24 protein-coding genes are annotated in these 19,466 nt (G+C 59.8%); 10 read left to right on the forward strand and 14 right to left on the reverse strand.

Going from position 1 to position 19,466, the window contains the following annotated elements; genetic code table 11:
* Positions 1-12: 12 nt before the first annotated feature.
* The 3 genes from HGP12_RS01080 to HGP12_RS01090 are packed head-to-tail and all read right to left on the reverse strand — an operon-like array spanning position 13 to position 1,728.
* On the reverse strand, positions 13-714 hold the full coding sequence (locus tag HGP12_RS01080; RefSeq protein ID WP_168838712.1) for a TIGR02281 family clan AA aspartic protease: 702 nt from the start codon (positions 712-714) through the stop codon (positions 13-15).
* Positions 711-932 carry a DUF1289 domain-containing protein gene (locus tag HGP12_RS01085; RefSeq protein WP_168838713.1) on the reverse strand — a complete coding sequence of 74 codons (222 nt, stop codon included), beginning with the start codon at positions 930-932 and terminating at the stop codon, positions 711-713. Before HGP12_RS01085 ends, HGP12_RS01080 begins: the two co-directional genes overlap by 4 nt.
* Positions 933-951: 19 nt before the next feature.
* Positions 952-1,728, reverse strand: coding sequence for an adenosylcobinamide-GDP ribazoletransferase (locus HGP12_RS01090; RefSeq protein ID WP_168838714.1), 777 nt, complete (start codon positions 1,726-1,728; stop codon positions 952-954).
* 127 nt (positions 1,729-1,855) lie between these two features.
* Here HGP12_RS01090 and cobT point away from each other — a divergent pair, with 127 nt between their 5' ends.
* Positions 1,856-2,872 (forward strand): nicotinate-nucleotide--dimethylbenzimidazole phosphoribosyltransferase, encoded by a 1,017-nt coding sequence (gene cobT, locus HGP12_RS01095; RefSeq protein ID WP_168838715.1) that lies wholly within the window; start codon positions 1,856-1,858, stop codon positions 2,870-2,872.
* Between the two features lie 187 nt (positions 2,873-3,059).
* Positions 3,060-3,452 (forward strand): diacylglycerol kinase, encoded by a 393-nt coding sequence (locus tag HGP12_RS01100; RefSeq protein WP_168838716.1) that lies wholly within the window; start codon positions 3,060-3,062, stop codon positions 3,450-3,452.
* 21 nt (positions 3,453-3,473) lie between these two features.
* Here HGP12_RS01100 and HGP12_RS01105 read toward each other — a convergent pair whose 3' ends face one another.
* Positions 3,474-5,003 carry a sensor histidine kinase gene (locus tag HGP12_RS01105; protein WP_168838717.1) on the reverse strand — a complete coding sequence of 510 codons (1,530 nt, stop codon included), beginning with the start codon at positions 5,001-5,003 and terminating at the stop codon, positions 3,474-3,476.
* Positions 5,004-5,126: 123 nt separating this feature from the next.
* On the opposite strand from HGP12_RS01105, the gene HGP12_RS01110 reads away from it, so the two are divergent.
* The 3 genes from HGP12_RS01110 to HGP12_RS01120 all read left to right on the forward strand — a co-directional run bounded on the left by HGP12_RS01110 (position 5,127) and on the right by HGP12_RS01120 (position 6,886).
* Positions 5,127-5,702: a thermonuclease family protein gene (locus HGP12_RS01110; protein WP_168878667.1), complete on the forward strand. Its 576-nt coding sequence runs from the start codon at positions 5,127-5,129 to the stop codon at positions 5,700-5,702.
* Positions 5,699-6,331 carry a uracil-DNA glycosylase family protein gene (locus HGP12_RS01115; protein ID WP_168838719.1) on the forward strand — a complete coding sequence of 211 codons (633 nt, stop codon included), beginning with the start codon at positions 5,699-5,701 and terminating at the stop codon, positions 6,329-6,331. Before HGP12_RS01110 ends, HGP12_RS01115 begins: the two co-directional genes overlap by 4 nt.
* A gap of 66 nt (positions 6,332-6,397) precedes the next feature.
* The gene (locus HGP12_RS01120) at positions 6,398-6,886 is read left to right on the forward strand and encodes an Lrp/AsnC family transcriptional regulator (RefSeq protein ID WP_168838720.1); all 489 of its coding nucleotides are present in this window, start codon (positions 6,398-6,400) and stop codon (positions 6,884-6,886) included.
* Between the two features lie 94 nt (positions 6,887-6,980).
* Here HGP12_RS01120 and HGP12_RS01125 read toward each other — a convergent pair whose 3' ends face one another.
* From HGP12_RS01125 to HGP12_RS01135, 3 genes are all read right to left on the reverse strand, one after another.
* Entirely contained in the window at positions 6,981-7,526 is a 546-nt protein-coding gene (locus HGP12_RS01125; protein WP_168838721.1) for a YbhB/YbcL family Raf kinase inhibitor-like protein, read from the reverse strand.
* 51 nt (positions 7,527-7,577) lie between these two features.
* Positions 7,578-8,468: a helix-turn-helix transcriptional regulator gene (locus tag HGP12_RS34590; protein ID WP_168838722.1), complete on the reverse strand. Its 891-nt coding sequence runs from the start codon at positions 8,466-8,468 to the stop codon at positions 7,578-7,580.
* A gap of 278 nt (positions 8,469-8,746) precedes the next feature.
* On the reverse strand, positions 8,747-9,640 hold the full coding sequence (locus tag HGP12_RS01135; protein ID WP_312862846.1) for an NAD(P)-dependent oxidoreductase: 894 nt from the start codon (positions 9,638-9,640) through the stop codon (positions 8,747-8,749).
* Between the two features lie 245 nt (positions 9,641-9,885).
* On the opposite strand from HGP12_RS01135, the gene HGP12_RS01140 reads away from it, so the two are divergent.
* The 4 genes from HGP12_RS01140 (at position 9,886) to HGP12_RS01155 (ending at position 13,895) form a co-directional block, all read left to right on the forward strand.
* On the forward strand, positions 9,886-10,854 hold the full coding sequence (locus HGP12_RS01140; protein WP_168838724.1) for an aliphatic sulfonate ABC transporter substrate-binding protein: 969 nt from the start codon (positions 9,886-9,888) through the stop codon (positions 10,852-10,854).
* Positions 10,855-11,047: 193 nt separating this feature from the next.
* On the forward strand, positions 11,048-12,223 hold the full coding sequence (ssuD, locus tag HGP12_RS01145) for an FMNH2-dependent alkanesulfonate monooxygenase (protein ID WP_168838725.1): 1,176 nt from the start codon (positions 11,048-11,050) through the stop codon (positions 12,221-12,223).
* A 24-nt stretch (positions 12,224-12,247) separates the two neighbouring features.
* Positions 12,248-13,084, forward strand: a complete 837-nt coding sequence (ssuC, locus tag HGP12_RS01150) for an aliphatic sulfonate ABC transporter permease SsuC (protein ID WP_168838726.1) — start codon at positions 12,248-12,250, stop codon at positions 13,082-13,084.
* 10 nt (positions 13,085-13,094) lie between these two features.
* Positions 13,095-13,895 (forward strand): ATP-binding cassette domain-containing protein, encoded by an 801-nt coding sequence (locus HGP12_RS01155; RefSeq protein ID WP_168838727.1) that lies wholly within the window; start codon positions 13,095-13,097, stop codon positions 13,893-13,895.
* On the opposite strand, the gene HGP12_RS01160 is transcribed toward HGP12_RS01155, so the two are convergent.
* The 4 genes from HGP12_RS01160 to HGP12_RS01175 all read right to left on the reverse strand — a co-directional run bounded on the left by HGP12_RS01160 (position 13,892) and on the right by HGP12_RS01175 (position 16,342).
* Positions 13,892-14,368 (reverse strand): SRPBCC family protein, encoded by a 477-nt coding sequence (locus HGP12_RS01160; protein WP_168838728.1) that lies wholly within the window; start codon positions 14,366-14,368, stop codon positions 13,892-13,894. The genes HGP12_RS01155 and HGP12_RS01160 overlap by 4 nt on opposite strands.
* Positions 14,365-14,709 carry a helix-turn-helix transcriptional regulator gene (locus HGP12_RS01165; protein WP_168838729.1) on the reverse strand — a complete coding sequence of 115 codons (345 nt, stop codon included), beginning with the start codon at positions 14,707-14,709 and terminating at the stop codon, positions 14,365-14,367. Before HGP12_RS01165 ends, HGP12_RS01160 begins: the two co-directional genes overlap by 4 nt.
* Positions 14,702-15,394, reverse strand: a complete 693-nt coding sequence (locus tag HGP12_RS01170; protein ID WP_168838730.1) for a glutathione S-transferase family protein — start codon at positions 15,392-15,394, stop codon at positions 14,702-14,704. Before HGP12_RS01170 ends, HGP12_RS01165 begins: the two co-directional genes overlap by 8 nt.
* Before the next feature lie 123 nt (positions 15,395-15,517).
* Positions 15,518-16,342 carry a methyltransferase domain-containing protein gene (locus HGP12_RS01175; protein ID WP_168838731.1) on the reverse strand — a complete coding sequence of 275 codons (825 nt, stop codon included), beginning with the start codon at positions 16,340-16,342 and terminating at the stop codon, positions 15,518-15,520.
* 145 nt (positions 16,343-16,487) lie between these two features.
* Between HGP12_RS01175 and HGP12_RS01180 the strand changes: the two genes are divergently transcribed.
* Positions 16,488-17,213 (forward strand): DUF2270 domain-containing protein, encoded by a 726-nt coding sequence (locus HGP12_RS01180; protein WP_168838732.1) that lies wholly within the window; start codon positions 16,488-16,490, stop codon positions 17,211-17,213.
* A gap of 45 nt (positions 17,214-17,258) precedes the next feature.
* Here the strand turns inward: HGP12_RS01180 and HGP12_RS01185 are convergent, their stop codons facing one another.
* The 3 genes from HGP12_RS01185 to HGP12_RS01195 all read right to left on the reverse strand — a co-directional run bounded on the left by HGP12_RS01185 (position 17,259) and on the right by HGP12_RS01195 (position 19,351).
* Positions 17,259-17,525, reverse strand: coding sequence for an usg protein (locus tag HGP12_RS01185; protein WP_120664213.1), 267 nt, complete (start codon positions 17,523-17,525; stop codon positions 17,259-17,261).
* A gap of 186 nt (positions 17,526-17,711) precedes the next feature.
* Positions 17,712-18,542 (reverse strand): ABC transporter permease, encoded by an 831-nt coding sequence (locus tag HGP12_RS01190; RefSeq protein WP_168838733.1) that lies wholly within the window; start codon positions 18,540-18,542, stop codon positions 17,712-17,714.
* The gene (locus tag HGP12_RS01195; protein WP_168838734.1) at positions 18,539-19,351 is read right to left on the reverse strand and encodes an ABC transporter permease; all 813 of its coding nucleotides are present in this window, start codon (positions 19,349-19,351) and stop codon (positions 18,539-18,541) included. The genes HGP12_RS01190 and HGP12_RS01195 overlap by 4 nt, the downstream gene beginning before the upstream one ends.
* Positions 19,352-19,466 lie beyond the last annotated feature (115 nt).

The raw sequence follows: 19,466 nt of genomic DNA on the forward strand, positions 1-19,466 counted from the left end.
CGATCGTTTCGTTTAGTCGCGAAGCCGGAGTTCGTCGGTCTGCATCTGCATCGAACCCAAGGTTTCGAGAAAACTCATGCCGAGCAGGCTCTGGTCCAGCTTGCCCGCTTCAGCCACGCTCGCTTCGACATCCCTGCGCTTGATCGGGCCGATGGCCACGGAGCCGAGTTCCACGGGAGCTGCCATGGCGCGGCCGTTGGCCGTCAATACAGTCATGGAATAGGTGAGATTTTCGGGAATGATGCCGACGCGCTCGGCGTCTTCCTGCGAAAGCGCGATGGTGCTGGCACCGGTGTCGATCAGCATGTCGATCGGTTGGCCGTTGATCATGACCCGGGCTTCGAAATGCCCGCTCGAGCGCTTGTGGAGGATAACTTCCTGGGCTCCTTCGCTTGTCGTGACGACGACGGCATGGCCTGGCATCAGGCCGGCGAAGACGCGATTTCCGACCTGTTCGGCATCGCGGCGATAGATATAGGCGGTCGCGAGCGCCATGATGATGACAAGCCAGATCAGGAGATTGCGGATCGACTGGCTGACGGTATGGCGGCTCGCCCAGACGGCGGCGCTCATCATCAGGGCAATCGGCAGGAGATAGACGACGCGAGCGAAGTCGTCGTTGTGCATGCCGAAAGTCGTGCCGGTATTGCTGTTGAAGATGAGCAGAGCGAGGCCGATGCCAAGAATGGCGAGAACGATGTTCAGGCGGTTCATACGGCACTGCGCTCCCGTGCCATCCTTTGGCGGCGGGTTTCCCTGCGCGGCTTGCGCTCGACCTGTTCCAGGCGCTCCGGAAGCGCCTCCACGATCTGGCGACGTTCGTCGTCGCTATAATTCATCCATGCACCGATCTCCGCTGATGTGCGGCCGCAGCCGAAGCAATAGCCGGTCATTTGGTCGATGGAGCAGACAAGGATGCAAGGTGTCAGCATGAGATCATATATCGATGCTTCAAACGCACATGGCAAGAGTACAGAGGGAGGCGATCTCGCAAATCTGCTGCGTCGCGCCGATCGTGTCGCCGGTGTGGCCGGACAGTTTTTGCCGCATGTACCTGGTGACGAAAAATGTCACGGTGCTGGTCACAAGAAGGCAGGCAACGAGTGCGGGAACACCAAGCGCAGGCCCGATGAGGAGCGCGGCGAGGCCGAGTGCGGCGATCAATGCCAGTTGCATGGCATCGCCATCCGGCTTGCCTGCCGAAGCTGCTATTCCATCCGGTTTGGCGGGCGGCAGGGCATACCAATGCCAAACCATCGCGCCGCGGCTCAAGGCGGCGCTTGCGAGAACGGCGATGGCGGCTTCGGAAGGTGGAAGGTGGCGGGCGAGGGCGGCGAGAGCTGCGGCGCGCAGTCCGAAAGACAAGATCAGCGCCGTCGCACCATAGGTGCCGATGCGGCTGTCCTTCATGATTTCAAGTGCGCGTTCGCGGTCCTTGCCGCCTCCGACCCCGTCGGCGGTATCGCTGAGCCCATCTTCATGAAGAGCGCCTGTTGTGATCGTCTGCACGGTGAGGGCCAGCAGTGCCGCCATCAATGGATCGGCATTGACGGCAAGCAGCGTGGCGAAGGTCAGGGCGGCGGGCAGGACGACCAGCAGGCCGGCGAAAGGGAAGGTACGGGAAACGCGCGCAAGCTTGCCGTCATAGCCTCCGAAGAAGGATGCCGGCACGGGAATGCGGCTCAAGAAAGCGACCGCGCGCGCGATGTCGCGCATATATTCCCGCATTTCTTCCTCTCCCCGCCATGACCGCGACGGCATCGGGCGCTTTTGGAGTTGTTCGCGCCGATTCCGAAGACTAATAGAGTCGCACGCAAAGAACCCGATTTGAGACGAAAAGACAAGGAACGCATTCATGAGCGTCAGCGGCCTCCCATTCGACGATTTCCGCGCATTGCTGCGTGACCTGCCGGGGCCGGATGCCCGGGCACTCGTGGCAGCGCGCGAGCGTGATGCGCAACTCACCAAGCCGCCTGGCGCGCTTGGCCGGCTCGAAGAGATTGCTTTCTGGCTGGCCGCCTGGACCGGGCGTGCGCCGGCCGTGACCCGGCCTCTGGTTGCGATCTTTGCCGGCAATCACGGTGTCACCAAGCAGGGAATTACGCCGTTTCCTTCCTCGGTGACCCAGCAGATGGTGGAAAATTTCGCGGCCGGCGGTGCGGCCATCAACCAGATTTGTGTCGCCTATGATCTCGGCCTCAAGGTCTTCGATCTGGCGCTCGATTTCCCGACGGGCGACATCACGGAAGAGCCGGCACTCAGCGAGCGTGATTGCGCTGCCACCATGGCCTTCGGCATGGAAGCGATTGCCGGCGGCACCGATCTGCTCTGCATCGGCGAGATGGGCATCGGCAACACCACGATCGCCGCGGCCATTCATTACGCACTCCATGGTGGCAAGGCGGAGGACTGGGTCGGCCCAGGCACCGGCTCCGAAGGCGAGATGCTGAAGCGCAAGATCGCAGCCGTCGAGAAGGCGGTGGCGCTGCATCGCGACCATCTCTCCGATCCGCTGGAAATCCTGCGCCGCCTCGGCGGCCGCGAGATCGCCGCGATGGCCGGCGCCATCCTTGCCGCGCGCATGGAACGCATTCCCGTCATCATCGACGGCTATGTCGCGACGGCTGCCGCCTCCATTCTCAAGGCGGCCAATCCTTCCGCGCTCGATCACTGCCTGATCGGTCACGTTTCGGCAGAGCCGGGACATTTGAAGTCGATCGAGAAGCTCGGAAAGACGCCGCTTCTGGCGCTCGGCATGCGGCTTGGCGAAGGCACGGGTGCGGCATTGGCCGCCGGCATCGTCAAGGCCGCGGCCGCCTGCCATTCGGGCATGGCGACATTCGAGAGCGCCGGCGTTACCAACAAGCATTGAAAATCGTGGGCGGCGAGACGTTGAAATAAGCGTTTCGCCGCTAAATTTCCTGTAGACGATCGGTTTTTCGTCATAAATCTGTAATGAATTTGGGGTCGCCGGGACGCGTCGCCTTGCTTCGCTCACGGTGAGGCGGTATTCGCAAGGCATCCAGATTGCAAACCGGGACATTACGGGCGGAACGCGAATGGCTGAGTTTTCAAAGCAGACGGTCACCAAGGAGACGGGGGTTCGGCACTTTTTCGCCGCCGCCGGTTATTCCTGGGGTGGTTTTCAGCGGCTGCTGCAGGAATCGGCCTTCCGGCAGGAACTCCTCTTCGCGGCGGTTTCGTTGATCCTGTTGATCGCCGTTGGCGCGACGATCGGCGAAATCGTCATCGGCATGGTGCTCTTTCTCGGCGTTTTCGCGATCGAAGCCATGAACACGGCGGTTGAAGAGGTCATCGACCGGATATCGCCGGAGATTTCCAATGTCGGCAAGCATGCCAAGGATCTCGGTTCGTTTGCCGTTCTCTGCATGCTGGTCGCTTCCGGAATTTACCTGCTGTACGTCATCGGCAGCCATCTGCTGTTCCGTTAAGTTGCGGAACCCAAGCTTTGCTCAGGCGAAGCTCTTCTTGCGCCGCTCGACGAGAGGGGCGTCTTCGATTGCCGGCAGGCTTTGCAGCACGCGCTTGGCTGGCAAGATGGCGATGACTTCGGTGCCTTCCCGCAGCTTGGATTTCAGCACGAACTGACCGTCATGCTTGGCAAGAATGGCTTGCACGATCGGCAGGCCGAGGCCCGTGCCCTGCTCGGCGCTCTTGATGGCGATCGAGCCTTGTCCGAAGGCTGAAAGCACGACCGGTATCTCTTCCTCGGGGATGCCAGGTCCGTTGTCCTTGATCGCCACATATTCCCCGCCGCCGGCCGTCCAGCCGACCTTGACGGCAATCTCGCCGCTTTGCGGCGTGAATTTCACCGCATTCGACAGCAGATTGAGGATCACCTGGCGCAACGATTTCTCATCGGCCCAGACAGAAGGCAGCTGCGCTTCGAATTGCGAGGAGATCGAAATGTTCTTGGCGCGGGCACGCAGCTGCACCATGCCGATGCAATCCTCGGCAATATCGAGCAGGGAAATCGCTTCCTCGTTCAATTCATATTTGCCGGCCTCGATGCGCGAGAGGTCGAGGATTTCGTTGATGAGGTTGAGCAGATGCTGTCCCGATCGGTGGATATCGGTGGTATATTCGCGATAGGTCGGGTTGTTCAATGGCCCCATGACTTCCGCGGACATGACTTCGGAAAAGCCGAGAATGGCATTCAAGGGCGTTCTGAGTTCGTGCGACATGGAGGCGAGGAAGCGCGATTTGGCGAGATTTGCTTCCTCGGCACGCCGGCGCGCTTCGTCCGACATGGACTTTGCGACTTCCAGTTCCGCGATCAGGTCGTCCTTCTCGGACTGGAAGGAGAGGATCTTGAGGTTGGACTGATACATGCGGATGGTGATGAAGGTGAAGAACACGACGGCAACGGAGATGGCGGCGGTCAGCGCAATGTCCGAGGGCTTTCGAGTGAGGATGGCGGTCACGACCAGCGCGACGGTGACCGGCGCAAAGGAAAAGGGTACGGCGCGCGGCAGCATGAAACTGGACATCGCGGTGATACCGATCGCCACCAGCAGGGCCGCGCCCTTGTAGAGCGCGAAGCTGTCGCCGCCGCAGGTCGAACAGTTCTGCATGGCAAAGATTGCCCAGCAGAGGCCCATCAGCAATTGCCCGAGCAGGAAGACCTGCCGCCATTTCCTGGCGCCTTCCGTCGAGATTTCCTGTTTCCGTGCCTTCCGGCCAAGCAGCATGTTGATGGCATGCGCCGTCAGGATCGGGACGGTCCAGAAGAAGATCTGCGCGTCTCGCGTCAAATAGACACCGAGCACAGCGACGATGATGGCAAAGATCGGAACGACCGCGGCGCTCTGCAGTAGCGTGTCGATGTGCATAAGCATCATTTCGCGGTCGAAATTGCGGCTATGGCCGTTCTGAAGGCGCTCGCGCGTCTGCCGCACGGCCTTCGACACAGCCCGGTTGCGGTGGCTGCGCGATCGGTCGACGATATTCTTATCTGTCGATGTGCTGACGCCGGTGCTCATGGTTACATTGAAACTTGGCCTGCCTGAGATTACAGACTAGCGTCCAAACCTTAAGAAGATACTGCGTCGAAATGATTTGTTTGCCATCTTCGCCAAGGATTTGTTCTTAAAGGAGGCGAGAACGTGATGCGGTCAGGCCGCCTGTTTCGTGACGGCGTGGCCACTTTCGCTTTGCTCGCCATTATTGCATTGCTCGCGTGGAAGATGAACAATCGGCCGGAATTCATTCAAACCGGTAGCTTTTATGTCATCGACGGCGATACGCTTTCCACCGGTGGCGAGCGCCTGAGGCTGAAGGGCATCGATGCTCCCGAATATCGGCAACGCTGTCGGCGCGATGGTGCCGACTGGGCATGCGGCGAAGAAGCGCGCAAGGCGCTTGCCATATTTATTAAGACCGGGACGCCCGAATGCCGTGGCCGGGAGAGGGATCGCTACGGTCGCATGCTGGTGACCTGCGCGATCGGCACTCTTGATATCAATGCCGCGATGGTCCGCAACGGCATGGCGGTTTCGTACGGCGGCTATACCGGCGACGAGCGAGTGGCACGGCAGGCGAAAGCCGGACTTTGGGCTGGGGATTTCGAGAGACCGAGCGACTATCGGCATGATGAGCAAATGACCCATGCCAATGGAGGCGATCCGATAGCGGGAGTGGTCGGGTATCTGCGGCAACTCGTCGGATGGATTGTGCCATGAAGCGAGATAGCCAATTACAGATCCTGCGTTCAGCGATTGCCGCTTGTCGTCTCTGTCGAGATGCGCCGGCCAAAGGCGAGGCGGATCGCTTGCCGCACGAGCCGCGCCCGGTCGCCACGCTGTCGTCGACCGCGCGGATACTCATCGCAGGGCAGGCACCGGGATTGCGCGTTCACGAGAGCGGTCTACCGTTCAACGATGCCTCCGGTGACCGTTTGCGGCAATGGCTCGCTGTGGATCGCGAGAGCTTCTACAATCCGGATCATTTCGCGATAATGGGCATGGGCTTCTGCTTTCCGGGCTATGATGCGGCCGGGAGCGATCTGCCGCCGCGCAAGGAATGTGCGCCTTTGTGGCGTCAAAAGGCCATGGATGCGATGCCGCAGATCGAATTGATCCTGACGATCGGCCAATATGCGCAGGCGTGGCATCTTGGCGCGGCGCGCATGGGGTCGATGACCGAGACGGTTGCCGAATGGCGGCGCTATTTTCTGACCAACCGATCGCCCGCCATCCTGCCGCTGCCGCATCCGAGCTGGCGCAACAGCGGTTGGCTGAAACGCCATCCCTGGTTCGAGGCCGAACTACTTCCGGTATTACAACAACGTGTGAAAAGCCTCCTTTCTTGAGAAAAAGTTTCTTTTCCCTCGCTTAAAATAGGCTATAGAGAGAATATAATTCGAAGGGATGCTTAAATGGACCGCCTAGACCGCAAGATTCTGCGCCTTTTGCAGGAAGATTCCACTCTGGCCGTGGCCGATCTCGCCAAGAAGGTCGGCCTATCGACGACGCCATGCTGGCGCCGCATCCAGAAGATGGAAGAGGATGGCGTCATCCGCGGCCGCGTGGCGCTGCTCGATCCCGAAAAGGTCAACACCAAGGTCACGGTTTTCGTGTCCATCCGCACCAACAGCCATTCCATCGAATGGCTGAAGCGCTTTTCCGAAGTGATCGCCGATTTTCCGGAAGTGGTGGAGTTCTATCGCATGAGCGGTGACGTCGACTATCTGCTGCGCGTCGTCGTGCCGGATATCGCTGCCTATGACGCCTTTTACAAGCGCATGATCGCCAAGATCGAAATCCGCGACGTCTCCTCGGCCTTTGCGATGGAGCAGATCAAGTATTCGACGGAACTGCCGCTCGACTACATGCTGCTGGAGAATGCGAGGTCGAACGAAGACTGAGTGGCGGGCAATATCTATGAGCAACGCCCGCCCGCGATCAGGGATATGTACCTGAACTCTGCGGCAAGGGCGTTGCTTCTTTGTCAGCGCGGTATCATTGTCCGTAAGTCGCGGTGACGGACGCGGAGGCGAGGGCGTTTGCCTGCGTCATGAAGCCGACGAGCGCGCCGCTGGCATTGCCGTCGAGGCCGAGCTTGTCGATTTTCAAGGCCGTTACGGTCAGTCTGTAGCGATGCGCGGGGCCTGGAGGCGGGCAGGCGCCACCGAAAGCCGAGGTACCGAAGTCGGTTCTTCCCTGAATGGCTCCGGAGGGCAGACCTGTTCCCGTAGCCGATCCTGCGCCTAACGGCAGTGACGTGGCGGATGCGGGGATATCGAACACGGTCCAATGCCACCAGCCGGAGCCCGTCGGCGCATCTGGATCATAGAGCGTTACCACGAAGCTCTTGGTTCCCTCCGGCGCATCTTTCCAGATTAGCGCGGGAGAGACGTTTCCACCCTTGCAGCCGAATATATTGGCCACCTGTTCGATCTTGAGCGTGCCGCCATCCTTCATCTCGGGGCTGGCGAGTTCAAAGGCCGAGGCTTGGGCTGACGGCAACAACAATGCAGCCAGAGCCGCGGCGATAGAATATTTCATGACAATCTCCGTTAGAGCGACGCTGCCCGCAGCGTCGATGGCGGGAGATTGTCATTCCGCGGGCACGAGTGCTGCGCTGTTTCGATCAGTCTTTGCGCCGTTTCGATCAACTTCACGCTGATGACCGCGGATTTCGCTCGGCGCGAAATCGAAACGCGCCCGGAAGCGGGCGGTGAAACGGGAAGCGGAGTCGTAGCCGACATCCAGCGCGATTTGCGTCACGGACTTGTCGGTCGTTTGCAGCAAGGTAAGCGCCGTCGTCATCCGGATATCGGCCAGGAGTTCGGAAAAGCTCGTTCCCGCCGCTGCCAGCTTGCGCCGCAGACTGGCCTCGCTCATGCCGATCGTCTTCGCCAGCTCCGGAGCGCGCCACGAATGGGCTGGGTCGGAATTGATGATCCGGCGCAGGCGTTCGATCGGACCGGGGTTGGCGATCGGCGCAAACCGGTGGCCGAGCGCGCCGAGCCACAACAGGATTTCGTTGACACGGGATGCGGCGATGCTGTCCGGCAGGAGAGGGCCGCTTCGGATCGCCTCGATCGCCTTGCCGTACGCTTCTTCGAAAGCCGGCGGCATGCCGTTGAGAACCTTGATTTCCTGCACTGGTTTGGCTTCGGCGACGGCAAGATTGGCGATCAGGTTGGGCGCGAACTGCAGGGCGAGCGCCTGATAGCCGCTGGCGCCGTCAGGCTCATTGATGATATCCGAGGTGGCGCCTTCGGGGATCAGCACGAGATCGCCGGCGCAAGCCTTCATGTCGGCGCCTTGATCGAGAATGATCTTCTGGCCCTTTTGAATGAACACCACGCCCGGAGCGGCCGAGGCAAGGCGCTTGCAGAGCAGGCGCTTGCTTTGGATGATACGCGCCGCCGTTCCGGCTCCGTCGCGCCGGGCGATATCGCGTTCTTGAAAGGCGGAGAAATTATCCGAAATTTGAAACACCGGGCCTCCGCAACTCTTTCATCGGCTGTCCTTGTCACAAGGCAGCAAGTCCCGCGCAGCGTAGCGGAGGTCGTCAACTTGCGAAACTATCTTCGCTCATTGTTTGCAGGAAGTATGCGCCGCCGGGTCCCTTGGATCGATTGGCGACGCCCCTGATGGAGCCGACCAGGTGTAAGGTCAGTTTTCACGGAAACTCTGAACCGCTTTATATCCTTGTTGCCTCGCAATTCCGGACACAAAACCGCTGCGCACTTTTCCTGGAATTGCTCAGGGCCGGATTATTTCCGATCCAGGCGCGCGAGCAGCGAGGAGGTATCCCAGCGATTGCCTCCCATGACCTGCACATCGCCGTAGAATTGGTCGACGAGGGCCGTGAGCGGCAGCTTGGCTTGATTGCGGCGTGCTTCTTCCAGTACGATGCCGAGATCCTTGCGCATCCAGTCCACGGCGAAGCCGAAATCATATTTGCCGGCATTCATGGTCTTGTGCCGGTTCTCCATCTGCCAGGAGCCGGCGGCACCCTTGGAAATGACCTCCACCACTTTTTCGATATCGAGCCCGGCCTGCTTGCCGAAATGGATACCCTCGGCCAGGCCCTGAACGATGCCCGCGATGCAGATCTGATTGATCATCTTGGTCAGCTGACCCGCGCCGACCGGTCCCATCAGGCCGACCATGCGGGCGTAAGCGTCGATGACGGGGCGAGCCTTCTCGAATACCGCCTCGTCTCCGCCGCACATGACGGTCAGCACGCCGTTTTCGGCGCCGGCCTGTCCACCGGAGACGGGAGCATCGATGAAGTCGACGCCCCTTTCCTTAGCTGCCGCGCAAAGCTCGCGGGCGACCTCGGCGCTGGCCGTCGTATTGTCGATGAGGACGGAACCGGCCTCCATGGCGGCAATGACGCCGTTCTCGCCCGTGGTCACCGAGCGCAGGTCGTCGTCGTTGCCGACGCATGTGAAGACAAAATCGGCACCTTCAGCGGCTTGAGCCGGCGTAGCGGCGAATTTGCCGTTATATTGCTTGGCCCATGCCTCGGCTTTGGCAACGGTCCGGTTGTAGACGGTGACGTCATGCCCACCCTTGACCTTCAGATGCCCGGCCATGGGATAGCCCATGACGCCCATGCCGATGAACGAGACCTTTGCCATTTTATAACTCCCTGACCGAATTTGTTTCGAAGGCTTAGCGGAAAGGCTAGAGGGACGGAAGACCGATTTGTCGGGCAACTTGTCACCATGGCCGCGATGTGAAATCTGATTTCCGATTTTTGCATTTATTGGAATAGAATTTCGCTCTTGCCGTGAATCTTCATAATTTTCTTTGTCGATATAATCTATGGATTTGCGATCTTTAAGCTATCGACAACGAGCCGGTGGCCGCGGAAGCGCCGAGGCCTCATGAAAAGGGATCTTCGATGATTTCGCGCAGACAGACACTCGGCCTTCTCGGTGCGACGGCGGTTGCCTTCGCTTTGCCTTCCGTTCGACAGTCACGTGCGGCTGCAGCGACGGCGCTTCGGATCGGCTGGCAGAAGAACAGCGTATTGGCATTGGCAAAGCGTCAAGGGGCGTTGGAAAAGCGGCTTTCCGATCGCGGCATATCCGTCGAATGGTCGGAATTCACATCCGGCCCGCCGCTGCTGGAAGCCCTTGGCGCCGGTGCTCTCGATTTCGGTGCGACGGGCGATGTGCCGCCGCTGTTTGCGCAGGCTGCCAACGGCAATCTGCTGTATGTCGGCATTTACACCGGCAGCCCCGAAAGCTCCGCCATTCTCGTGCGCAAGGATTCGCCGATCCAGACGCTTGCCGATCTCAAGGGAAAGAAGGTTGCCTTCAAGCGCGGCTCCAGTGCCCACAACGTTGCCGTCAAGGCGCTTCGCAAAGGCGGGCTGACGATCAGCGATATCCAGCCGCTCGATCTCACGCCGCCGGATGCATCCGCTGCGTTCAAGACCGGCGCGATCGACGCTTGGTCGATCTGGGATCCCTATCTCGCCATTGCAGAGGCCGATCCGGATGCTCGCATCCTTGCGACTGCGCGGGGCATCGTCGATTCCTTCAGTTATTTCCTGGCCAACGGTGATTTCACCAAAGATAACCCGCAGGTGATTATCGACGTCATCGACGAACTGGCCAAAGTGGGTGCGGCGGCGCAATCGGATTTGGACGGCACCGTTAAGGCCATGTCCGAAATCACCGGCGTGCCGGCCGAGGTGACGCGGGTGGTGCTGACGCGCCCTGGTGCAAATCTTGGCGGCGTCTCTACCATTACAGATGCGACGATCACCTATCAGCAGGGGCTGGCTGACGAGTTCTATAATCTTGGCATCGTTCCGAAGAAGCTCAACGTCACGGACATCGTCTGGCGACCAAAGGCGAGCTGAGGCTAACAAGACCCACGGATATCGTCTGCGCCCGTAGCACTACGGGCGTGCACTTTATGGGCAAAATATTTCGTCAAACGCCGACAATTAGAAAATCCATATTGTCGATGTAATCGATAGTCTATGCCATTATCCGGATCGAACATCGGGAGGTGGCTCCCGACCACGCGCATCCAGAAAGCAGGAAAGCTTCATGACCGCGACCGCAAAACCCATCGATTTTCTCTGGTTCATCCCGACCTCCGGTGACGGCACCTATCTGGGTACGGCCGATCTCAACCGCGGCCCGGAGATCGGCTATCTCCAGCAGATCGCGCAGGCAGTCGACCGGCTGGGTTATACGGGCGTGCTTTTGCCGACCGGCGTTTCCTGTGAAGAGTCCTTCGTGACGGCTGCAGCGCTCTCGGCGCATACGCAGAAGCTGAAGTTTCTGGTCGCCATCCGCCCGGGTACGGCCTCGCCCGCCTATTACGCCCGTCTCGCCTCGACGCTCGATCGCGTTTCGAACGGCCGCGTGTTGCTCAACATCGTCGTTGGCGGCAGCCCGGCGGAACTAGCCGGTGACGGTATTCATCTCGAGCATGACGAGCGCTACGCCCATGCCGATGAATTCTTCCATGTCTGGGAGGAGCTGTTGGAGACGGGATCGTCCACCTTCGAAGGCAAGTATATTACAGCAACCAACGCAAAGCTCGGCCTGCCGCCGGTGCAATCGCCGCGTCCGCCACTCTATTTCGGCGGTTCCTCGGATGCCGGCATTGAATTCTCCGTCGGCCGCGTCGACAAATATCTGACCTGGGGCGAGCCGCCGGCACAGGTGGCTGAGAAGATCGAAAAGGTGCGCGCCGCCGCGGCCAAGCGCGGCCGCGAGGTCAGCTTCGGCATTCGCCTGCATTTCATCGTCCGTGAAACGGATGAGGAGGCATGGGCTGCGGCCGACAAGCTGATTTCCAAGCTCGACGATGAGACAATCCGCGAGGCGCAGGAGCAATTCGTCACGCAATCCGACTCCGTTGGGCAGAAGCGTATGGCGGCGCTGCATGGCGGCCGGCGCGACAAGCTCGAAGTGTCGCCGAATCTCTGGGCCGGTGTCGGGCTGGTGCGCGCCGGTGCCGGCACGGCACTTGTGGGGTCGCCGAAGACCGTGGCTGCAAGGCTGCGGGAATATCAGGAGCTCGGTATCGAAACCGTGATCGGCTCCGGCTATCCGCATCTGGAAGAAGCCTATCGCGTGGCGGAGCTTCTGTTCCCCGAACTGGGATTGAAACGTGACGAGCAGCGTGCCGGCTTCCGCAACGAGTTTGGCGCAAAGCAGATTTTTGCCGGTGGCAGCCATGGCGGCAATCTGAAGGTTGTTTCCGGCTCGTAACGTCAGCTAAGAGGGGAGATTCCCATGTCGGCATTCGACACGTCCTTCGTGCGTGTAGGCTCGGAACGGCGCACGCGCCCGGCCAGGGCTGCACGGCAAGCCATCTCGTTTCAGGGTTTTCTGCCGTTCCTGCTGCCGGTCGTCGTCATCGCGGCGTGGCAGCTCGGTTCGTCGTTTGGATGGATCTCCACTCGCATCATGCCGTCGCCGACGGCAGTCCTAGTCGCTTTCTGGCAGACCACGATCTCCGGGCAGCTGCCGAACAACATCCTCGTCAGCGCCGGCCGCGCTTTCGCGGGCCTGCTGGTCGGCGGCTCGATAGGCTTCCTGCTCGGCATCGCCAACGGCGTATCACGGCTCTCAGAGCAATTAACCGATACGACGCTGCAGATGCTGCGCACCATTCCACATCTCGCCATGGTGCCTCTTGTCATCCTCTGGTTCGGGATTGGCGAGGAATCGAAGCTGTTCCTGACGGCACTCGGCGTGCTCTTTCCGATCTATCTCAACACCTATCACGGCGTGCGCAACGTCGATCGTGGATTGATCGAAATGGGAAGGGTCTACGGGATGAGCAACTGGACGCTGTTTCGGAAAGTCATCTTTCCCGGCGCGCTTCCATCCATCCTCGTCGGACTGCGCTTTGCCCTCGGCATCATGTGGCTGACGCTGATCGTGGCTGAATCGATCGCGGCGTCGTCTGGGATCGGCTACATGGCCAACAATGCCCGCGAGTTCGGCATGACCGATGTGGTCGTGCTGACGCTCGTCATCTACGCCATCCTCGGCAAGCTTGCCGATGTCGTCGCGCGGACGATCGAGCGCAGGGCTTTGCGCTGGAACCCGGCCTATCAGAATTGAGGAGCCTGCCATGAGCACCATCGCCATAGATCGTCCGCGAGCGGAAGCGGCACATACGGCTCCGCAGGCTGCAGGTGCTGTAGCCGTCCATATCAAGGGTCTGGAAAAGAGCTTCGGAAGCAATCGCGTCCTGCGCGGCATCGATCTCGATATACCCGCCGGTCAGTTCGTTGCCGTCATCGGCAAGAGCGGCTGCGGCAAGAGTACGCTGCTGCGCATCCTGACGGGGTTGGAAGAACCGAGCGCGGGTCATCTGCGCTTCGAGGCAGCCGGTCTCGACGAAGCGCAACCCAATACACGTATCGTCTTTCAGGAGCCGCGCCTGTTGCCCTGGCTTTCGGTTGCCGACAACGTCGGCGTTGGGCTGGGCGAGGGCGTGCCGCGGGATGTGTTGCGCAAGGAGACCGCCGCTGTTCTTTCCGAAGTGCAGCTTGCCGAGAAGGCCGGCGAATGGCCCTCCAGCCTTTCCGGCGGACAAAGACAGCGTGTGGCGCTTGCGCGCGCGCTCGTCAGCAAGCCCGGTATCCTCGCGCTCGATGAGCCGCTGGGTGCGTTGGATGCCCTGACGCGCATCAGCATGCAGGAATTGCTGAACCGCGTTTGGCGCGAACTCGGCTTTACCGCAGTGCTCGTGACGCATGATGTCAGCGAATCGGTGCATCTAGCCGATCGCGTCGTCGTCCTGGACGAGGGCAGGATCGTGCTCGATCTCGCCGTGCCCTATCCGCATCCGCGCCGCCACGGCAATCCGGCGCTGGCCGAGCTCGAAGGCCAGCTTTTGGCAGCGATCCTTGGCAATGCGCGCGGTTAGTTCGGCCTCATCTCGTCTCCCTCGACGTAGAGCCTGAGATTGTCGAAGCCGATTTCCGTGCCCATGAGCCGCGAGCCGTTGTCGGTGTAGCCGTCGAGGAAGACGACCTGTTCGGTAAAGGTCATCTTCGTGCCGCTGGGCTCCGGCGTAAAATTGACTGTCGCGAGCGAGACGGAAATTCTGAAGTCGTCGAGCATCATGTCGAAGGCATAGATGAAGCGCTCGTTCGGGACGACGTCGATGTAGCGGGCCTGATAGGCATGCACGACGCCATCCGTCGAAGCCGTCCGATTGCTTTCGCTGCCGCCGGTGCGAAAATCGAGCTGGAAATCCAGCTGTTTCCAGTCGCTGCTACAGGCAAACCACTGCTGCTTTTGTTCCGGGATTGCCCAGGCGTTGAAGACGCGTGACAGCGGAGCCTTGAAGTGGCGCTCTATGGTGATGGTCGTATGCTCTGTCGATCGTTCGCTCATTCGTCTGCGGTCTCCGTCGATGTGTCTGCCAGAAAGAGGTCAAGCCGGTCGAAGGTCCTGTTCCAGGATGCCTTGCGTTCGGCAATCCAGCGCTCAACAGCTGCCAGCGCTTCCTTGCGCAGGTGATAGGTGCGCACCCGGCCGGCCTTTTTCGATAGCACCAGCCCGCTTGTTTCAAGCACCTGCAGATGTTTCATCACGGTCGGGAGCGCCATGTCCAGAGGCTCCGCCAGTTCCGTGACGGACGCAGGTCCACGCCCGAGCCGGTCGATCATGCCGCGCCGGCTCTGATCGGAAAGGGCCTGGAACATGCGGTCGAGCGCCTGCAGGTCCTCAAGCATTCGGCTTTTCCGGCCGGAATTGTACCGGCAGTTTCTTGCTATAAGGATACATGTGGAAATAGGGCATGGCTTCCTGGAGGACGCGGGCGAAGGACGGACGCTCGAGGAGACGTCGATAATATGCCTTCAGCCGGCTATGCTCTTCGGCAAAGGGAACGACGGTTTCGGCGTAGAACAAGGCCGGGGCAGCTGCACAATCGGCCATGGTCAGCCTGTCGCCGGTGATCCAGGTCTTTCCGTCCAGCTGCTTCTCGATCATTCCATAGGCGGTGCGCAGCAAAGCCTGGGCTTCAGACACGCTCTGTGGGCTCTGGTCCTTCTCTGCCCGGCGCACGTCCGCGACGATCTTCTGCATCGGGTCCTGAACATATTGATCGAAGAAGCGATCCCAAAGCCGGACGCACAGGGCATCCGACGGATCCGCCGGCAGGAGCGGCGCCGCTCCGGGATAATGCCGATCCAGATATTCGATGATGATGCTGGTTTCGGGCACGGTGCTGTCGAGCGTTTCGTCGCGCAGCACCGGAAATTTTGCAAGCGGCCAGAGGCGCACCAGCGAGGCGCGCGATTCCTCATTGCCGAGATCGATGATGCGGCTTTCGAACGGCGTCTCGTTTTCATAGAGCGCCATCAGCACCTTATGACAGAACGACGCGAGGGGATGCTGGTAGAGAATAAGGGACATGCAACGACCTTTCCGAGACCAGAGCTGAATACTTAACTGAATGGCTAAGTATCAGCTCTCGGATTGTCGCGCAAGAAAATACTTAGCCGTATGGATAAGTATTTGCCTGTGGCGGTTATAGTCTCAGTCAGCGAGGCGGCGGGCGATGATCAGATGGCCCGGCGTCGGCTGGCCGTCTTCCATCCGCACATTGATGTCGGTGATTTCGACGAGTTCGAAGCCGGTCGCGGTCAGCCTGTCGCGCACATAGGCTTCGGAATGGGCGAAGCGCTGACGCGGGCCGACCATATAGCTGCGTCCGGCCATGATGGCTTGTGGCAAGGTCTCGGAGGAGAAAATGAAGAGACCGCCCGGCGTCATGTTTTCCGCCGCTCCGAAGAAGAGGGGCTCCAGCGCACCGAGATAGGGCAGGACATCGGTCGCGGTGATCAGATCGAAAGCGTCTTCATCATTGTCGTCGAGGAAGTCTTCGACCTCGGCGACGAAGAGCGTTTCGTAAATCTCCTTTTCATGGGCGACTTCGACCATGTTTTCCGAGATGTCGATGCCGGTGATATCCTCGACGATGTCGCGCAGCGTGCCACCGGTGAGGCCCGTTCCGCAGCCGAGGTCGAGCATGCGCTTAAAGGGGCCGAGGCCGAGCGCCTGCAGGCGCTGGCGAACGAGGACCGGAACATGGTAGCCGAGCTGCTCCACGAGCACATCCTCGAAAACTTCGGCATGCTGATCGAACAGGGTCTCGACATAGGCGTCCGGGGCCTTCACCGGTGTCTCGCCGCGACCCATCGACGCGATGCGCACGGCCGCGCCGCCATGGTCTTCCGGGTCGAGCGCCAGCACGTGCTCATAGGCCTGAACCGCAGCGTCGATGTCGCCCGCCTTCTCCAGCGCCAATGCCTGGTTATAGGCTTCCGCCAGCGCGTCTTCGTCGATCTTCTTCTTTGCCATGATTACAGGCCCTTCCTTTTGTCACGCAGGCATTAAGGCGCTTGATCGGCTTTTGCAATGCTTGCCGCGCAGGCGCAGAATATGACCTTCGGCAAAAGCGACTTGGGGGACGCTACCCGAACAGAAGAATAAGGGAGGAAAAATCATGGATAATGAACTCGGCACACCGAACCCGACGAGCAGCCCGGCAGAGCGCGGCCGTCCCTCCTTACCGTCGACGTCGGCTGAAGTCACCAACACCTTGACCCACTACTATCGGGGTGAATTGGGGAGGATGACGAGCTGGCGCGATCGCATCGACAGGACCTCGAACTGGGCCATCACGGTGGTTGCAGCGTTGCTATCCGTATCGCTTTCGACGCCGACGTCGCATCATGGCGTATTGCTGTTCGGAATGATGCTGATCACGCTGCTGTTACTGATCGAGGCGCGGCGATATCGCTTCTTCGATGTCTATCGCTCGCGGGTGAGGCAATTGGAGCGGCACTACTTTGCGCAGATCCTGGCCCCGCAAACGGAGCTCAACCCCGATTGGGCACTGTCGATCGCCACCAGCCTGCGTTCGCCACGGCTGCTGCTCAGCTATGTCGAGGCAGCGCAGCGGCGGTTGCGGCGCAATTATTGCTGGATGTATGCGATCCTGCTGCTGGCATGGATCCTGAAGATTTCGACGCCAAGGCTCCAGACGGAGGGGCTGACGCAGGAGCAGCCGCATTCATGGAGCTATATCACCGACAATGCGGCACTCGGACCGATGCCAGGCTGGATGGTCCTCATTCTCGTCGCGGCCTTTTATGCTTTCGTCCTCTACGGCGCGCTCCATCGCGCGTCGGATGAGAGGGATTTCATCCATGGCGAAGCGCATGTCTGACGGCGGCACAGCCGGTCGTGGCGCCGCCTACTCGATCCGGCTGCCTCAGTGCAGGATGAATTCCCCCTTCACCGCCCGCCATTCGGTCGCCGAAATCAGCTTGCGATGGACATAGCGCACGGAGTGCAATGGTCCATCCAGCTTTTCCTGCCAGAACTTCAGGAAGCCGTGCATTTCGGGGAAGTTCGGGGCGAGGTCATAGTCCTGCCAGATATAGGTCTGCAGAAACTGTGGGTGATCGGGCAGGCGGTAGAAGATCTGCGCCGTCGTCAACCCATAACCCTGCAACTGCTTTTGCATGTCTTCGTGCATGAGCTTTCTCTTTCCGTTCCCGTTTTTCTTTGTGACTCATGGTCACAGAGATATGGAAACAGCTCATGGTAAACTCAAGCTTTACAGAACTGTCACGAAGAAAAATTATTGCTATAAATCAATTGTTTAGCAGCGGCGCCATCTGAGTGCTGCCAAAAGCGGCGCCTTGCGCGCCGCGTTTCTGAATCAGCGCTTGAGGTGCCGGGTCAGCCGGCCTTCCATCCGTGCCCAGCCGTTACGCATGAGCTCAACGATCACCAGGTAGAAGATCGCCGCCCAGAGATAGATCTGGTAGTCATAGGTACGCGAAAACGCGTAGCGCGTCTCGCCCATCAGGTCGTAGACCGTGATGATGGAGACGGTGGCCGAGCTCTTGATCAGCAGAATGATCTCGTTGCCGTAGGGGCGCAGCGCCACGATGAGCGCCTGGGGAATGATGATCTTGCGGAGGGCGATCCAGGTGTGGATGCCGAGGGCATTTGCGGCTTCCCTCTGGCCCTTCGGCACGCTTTGGATGGCGCCACGGACGATTTCCGTCTGATAGGCTGCCGTGTTCAGCGTCATGGCGAAGACGCCGCAATAGAAAGGATCTTTGAAGAACCACCACAGGCCGATATCCTCGAAGAACCAGCGGAAGCTCGGAAAGCCGTAATAGACCATGAATATCTGCGCCAGCAGCGGCGTGCCGCGAAACAGATAGACGTAGCAATAGGTCAGCGTGCTCAGGATCTTGTTGCTCGACATGCGGGCAAAGGCCAGCGGTATCGACAGGATCGCGCCGAGGATGAAGGATGTGGCGACCAGCTTTACCGTGATCCAGAGACCGTGCAGAAGCCGTGGCCCATAAGTCTGGAGTTTGTCGATATCCCAGCCTGTCACGATCATCGTCAGCAGGGCGATGCCGAGAACGGCCCAGAGTGTCAGGAAGAAATATCCGACGATGCGCGCCTTGGATAATTTCCTGGCTGTCCGGGGCGGTGCCGGCTGCGCGGCTATCAGAATTTCGGCATGGCTCATCGATGAACCTCCGCACGTTTGGCCCATCGATCGAGATAGAAGAGGCCGATCGATGAAATGACGGCCAGCGTCAGATAGAACAGGCAGGCAATAGAATAGAAGGTGAAGGGCGCCTTGGTGGCGCGTACGGCGATCCCCGTTTGCCTGATGATGTCGGCAAGGCCGATAATCGACACGTAGGATGTGTCCTTCAACAGATTCATCCAGAGATTTCCAAGGTTTGGCAGGGAAATGCGGACAAGCTGCGGCACGATGATCAGCCGCATGGTGCGCGCGCGATGGAAGCCGAGTGCATCGCCCGCTTCGTATTGGCCTTTCGGAATTGCCTTGAATGCCGACAGAAGCACTTCCGAGCAATAGGCGGAGAAGACGATCGCCAATGCAACCATGCCGGCGACGAAGGCATTGATTTCGACAGGCCCGTTATAGCCGAATTTGGCGAGCAGCGATTGCAGCAGGATCTGCATGCCATAGTAAATGATGAAAAGCGTGAGCAGTTCCGGCAAACCACGAAAAATCGTCGTGAAGACGCCCGCGGCGAGCTGCAATGATTTTTCTTCCGATTGCTGCGCCAGCGCGACGAAGAACCCGATGATGACGCCGAGCGGTAATGTCAGGACCGAGACGGCAATGGTGATCTTCAAGCCACCTGCCAGTTCGTCGCCCCAGCCTGCATCACCGCAGGCGAGCATCGTGTCCGGGCGGAACATGCTGAACACGGTGAACAGTCCGGCAGGACCACACAATGGGTCGAAAATCGTACTCAACCAGGTCCACAAGGAACCGAGGGCGGAAAACAATCCGCTCATGCTGTATTTCCCCTAGCGGCTTTTGCCGCGTTTCTGCTTATATTCTTCCCGTTGTCAAACAAAAACGGCGGAAGAGCAAGCTTCCGCCGTCGTCTTTTCCCAGGGAATCGACGGG

Origin of the sequence: Rhizobium sp. P28RR-XV, assembly GCF_012641385.1 — a bacterium.
Lineage (GTDB): Bacteria > Pseudomonadota > Alphaproteobacteria > Rhizobiales > Rhizobiaceae > Rhizobium.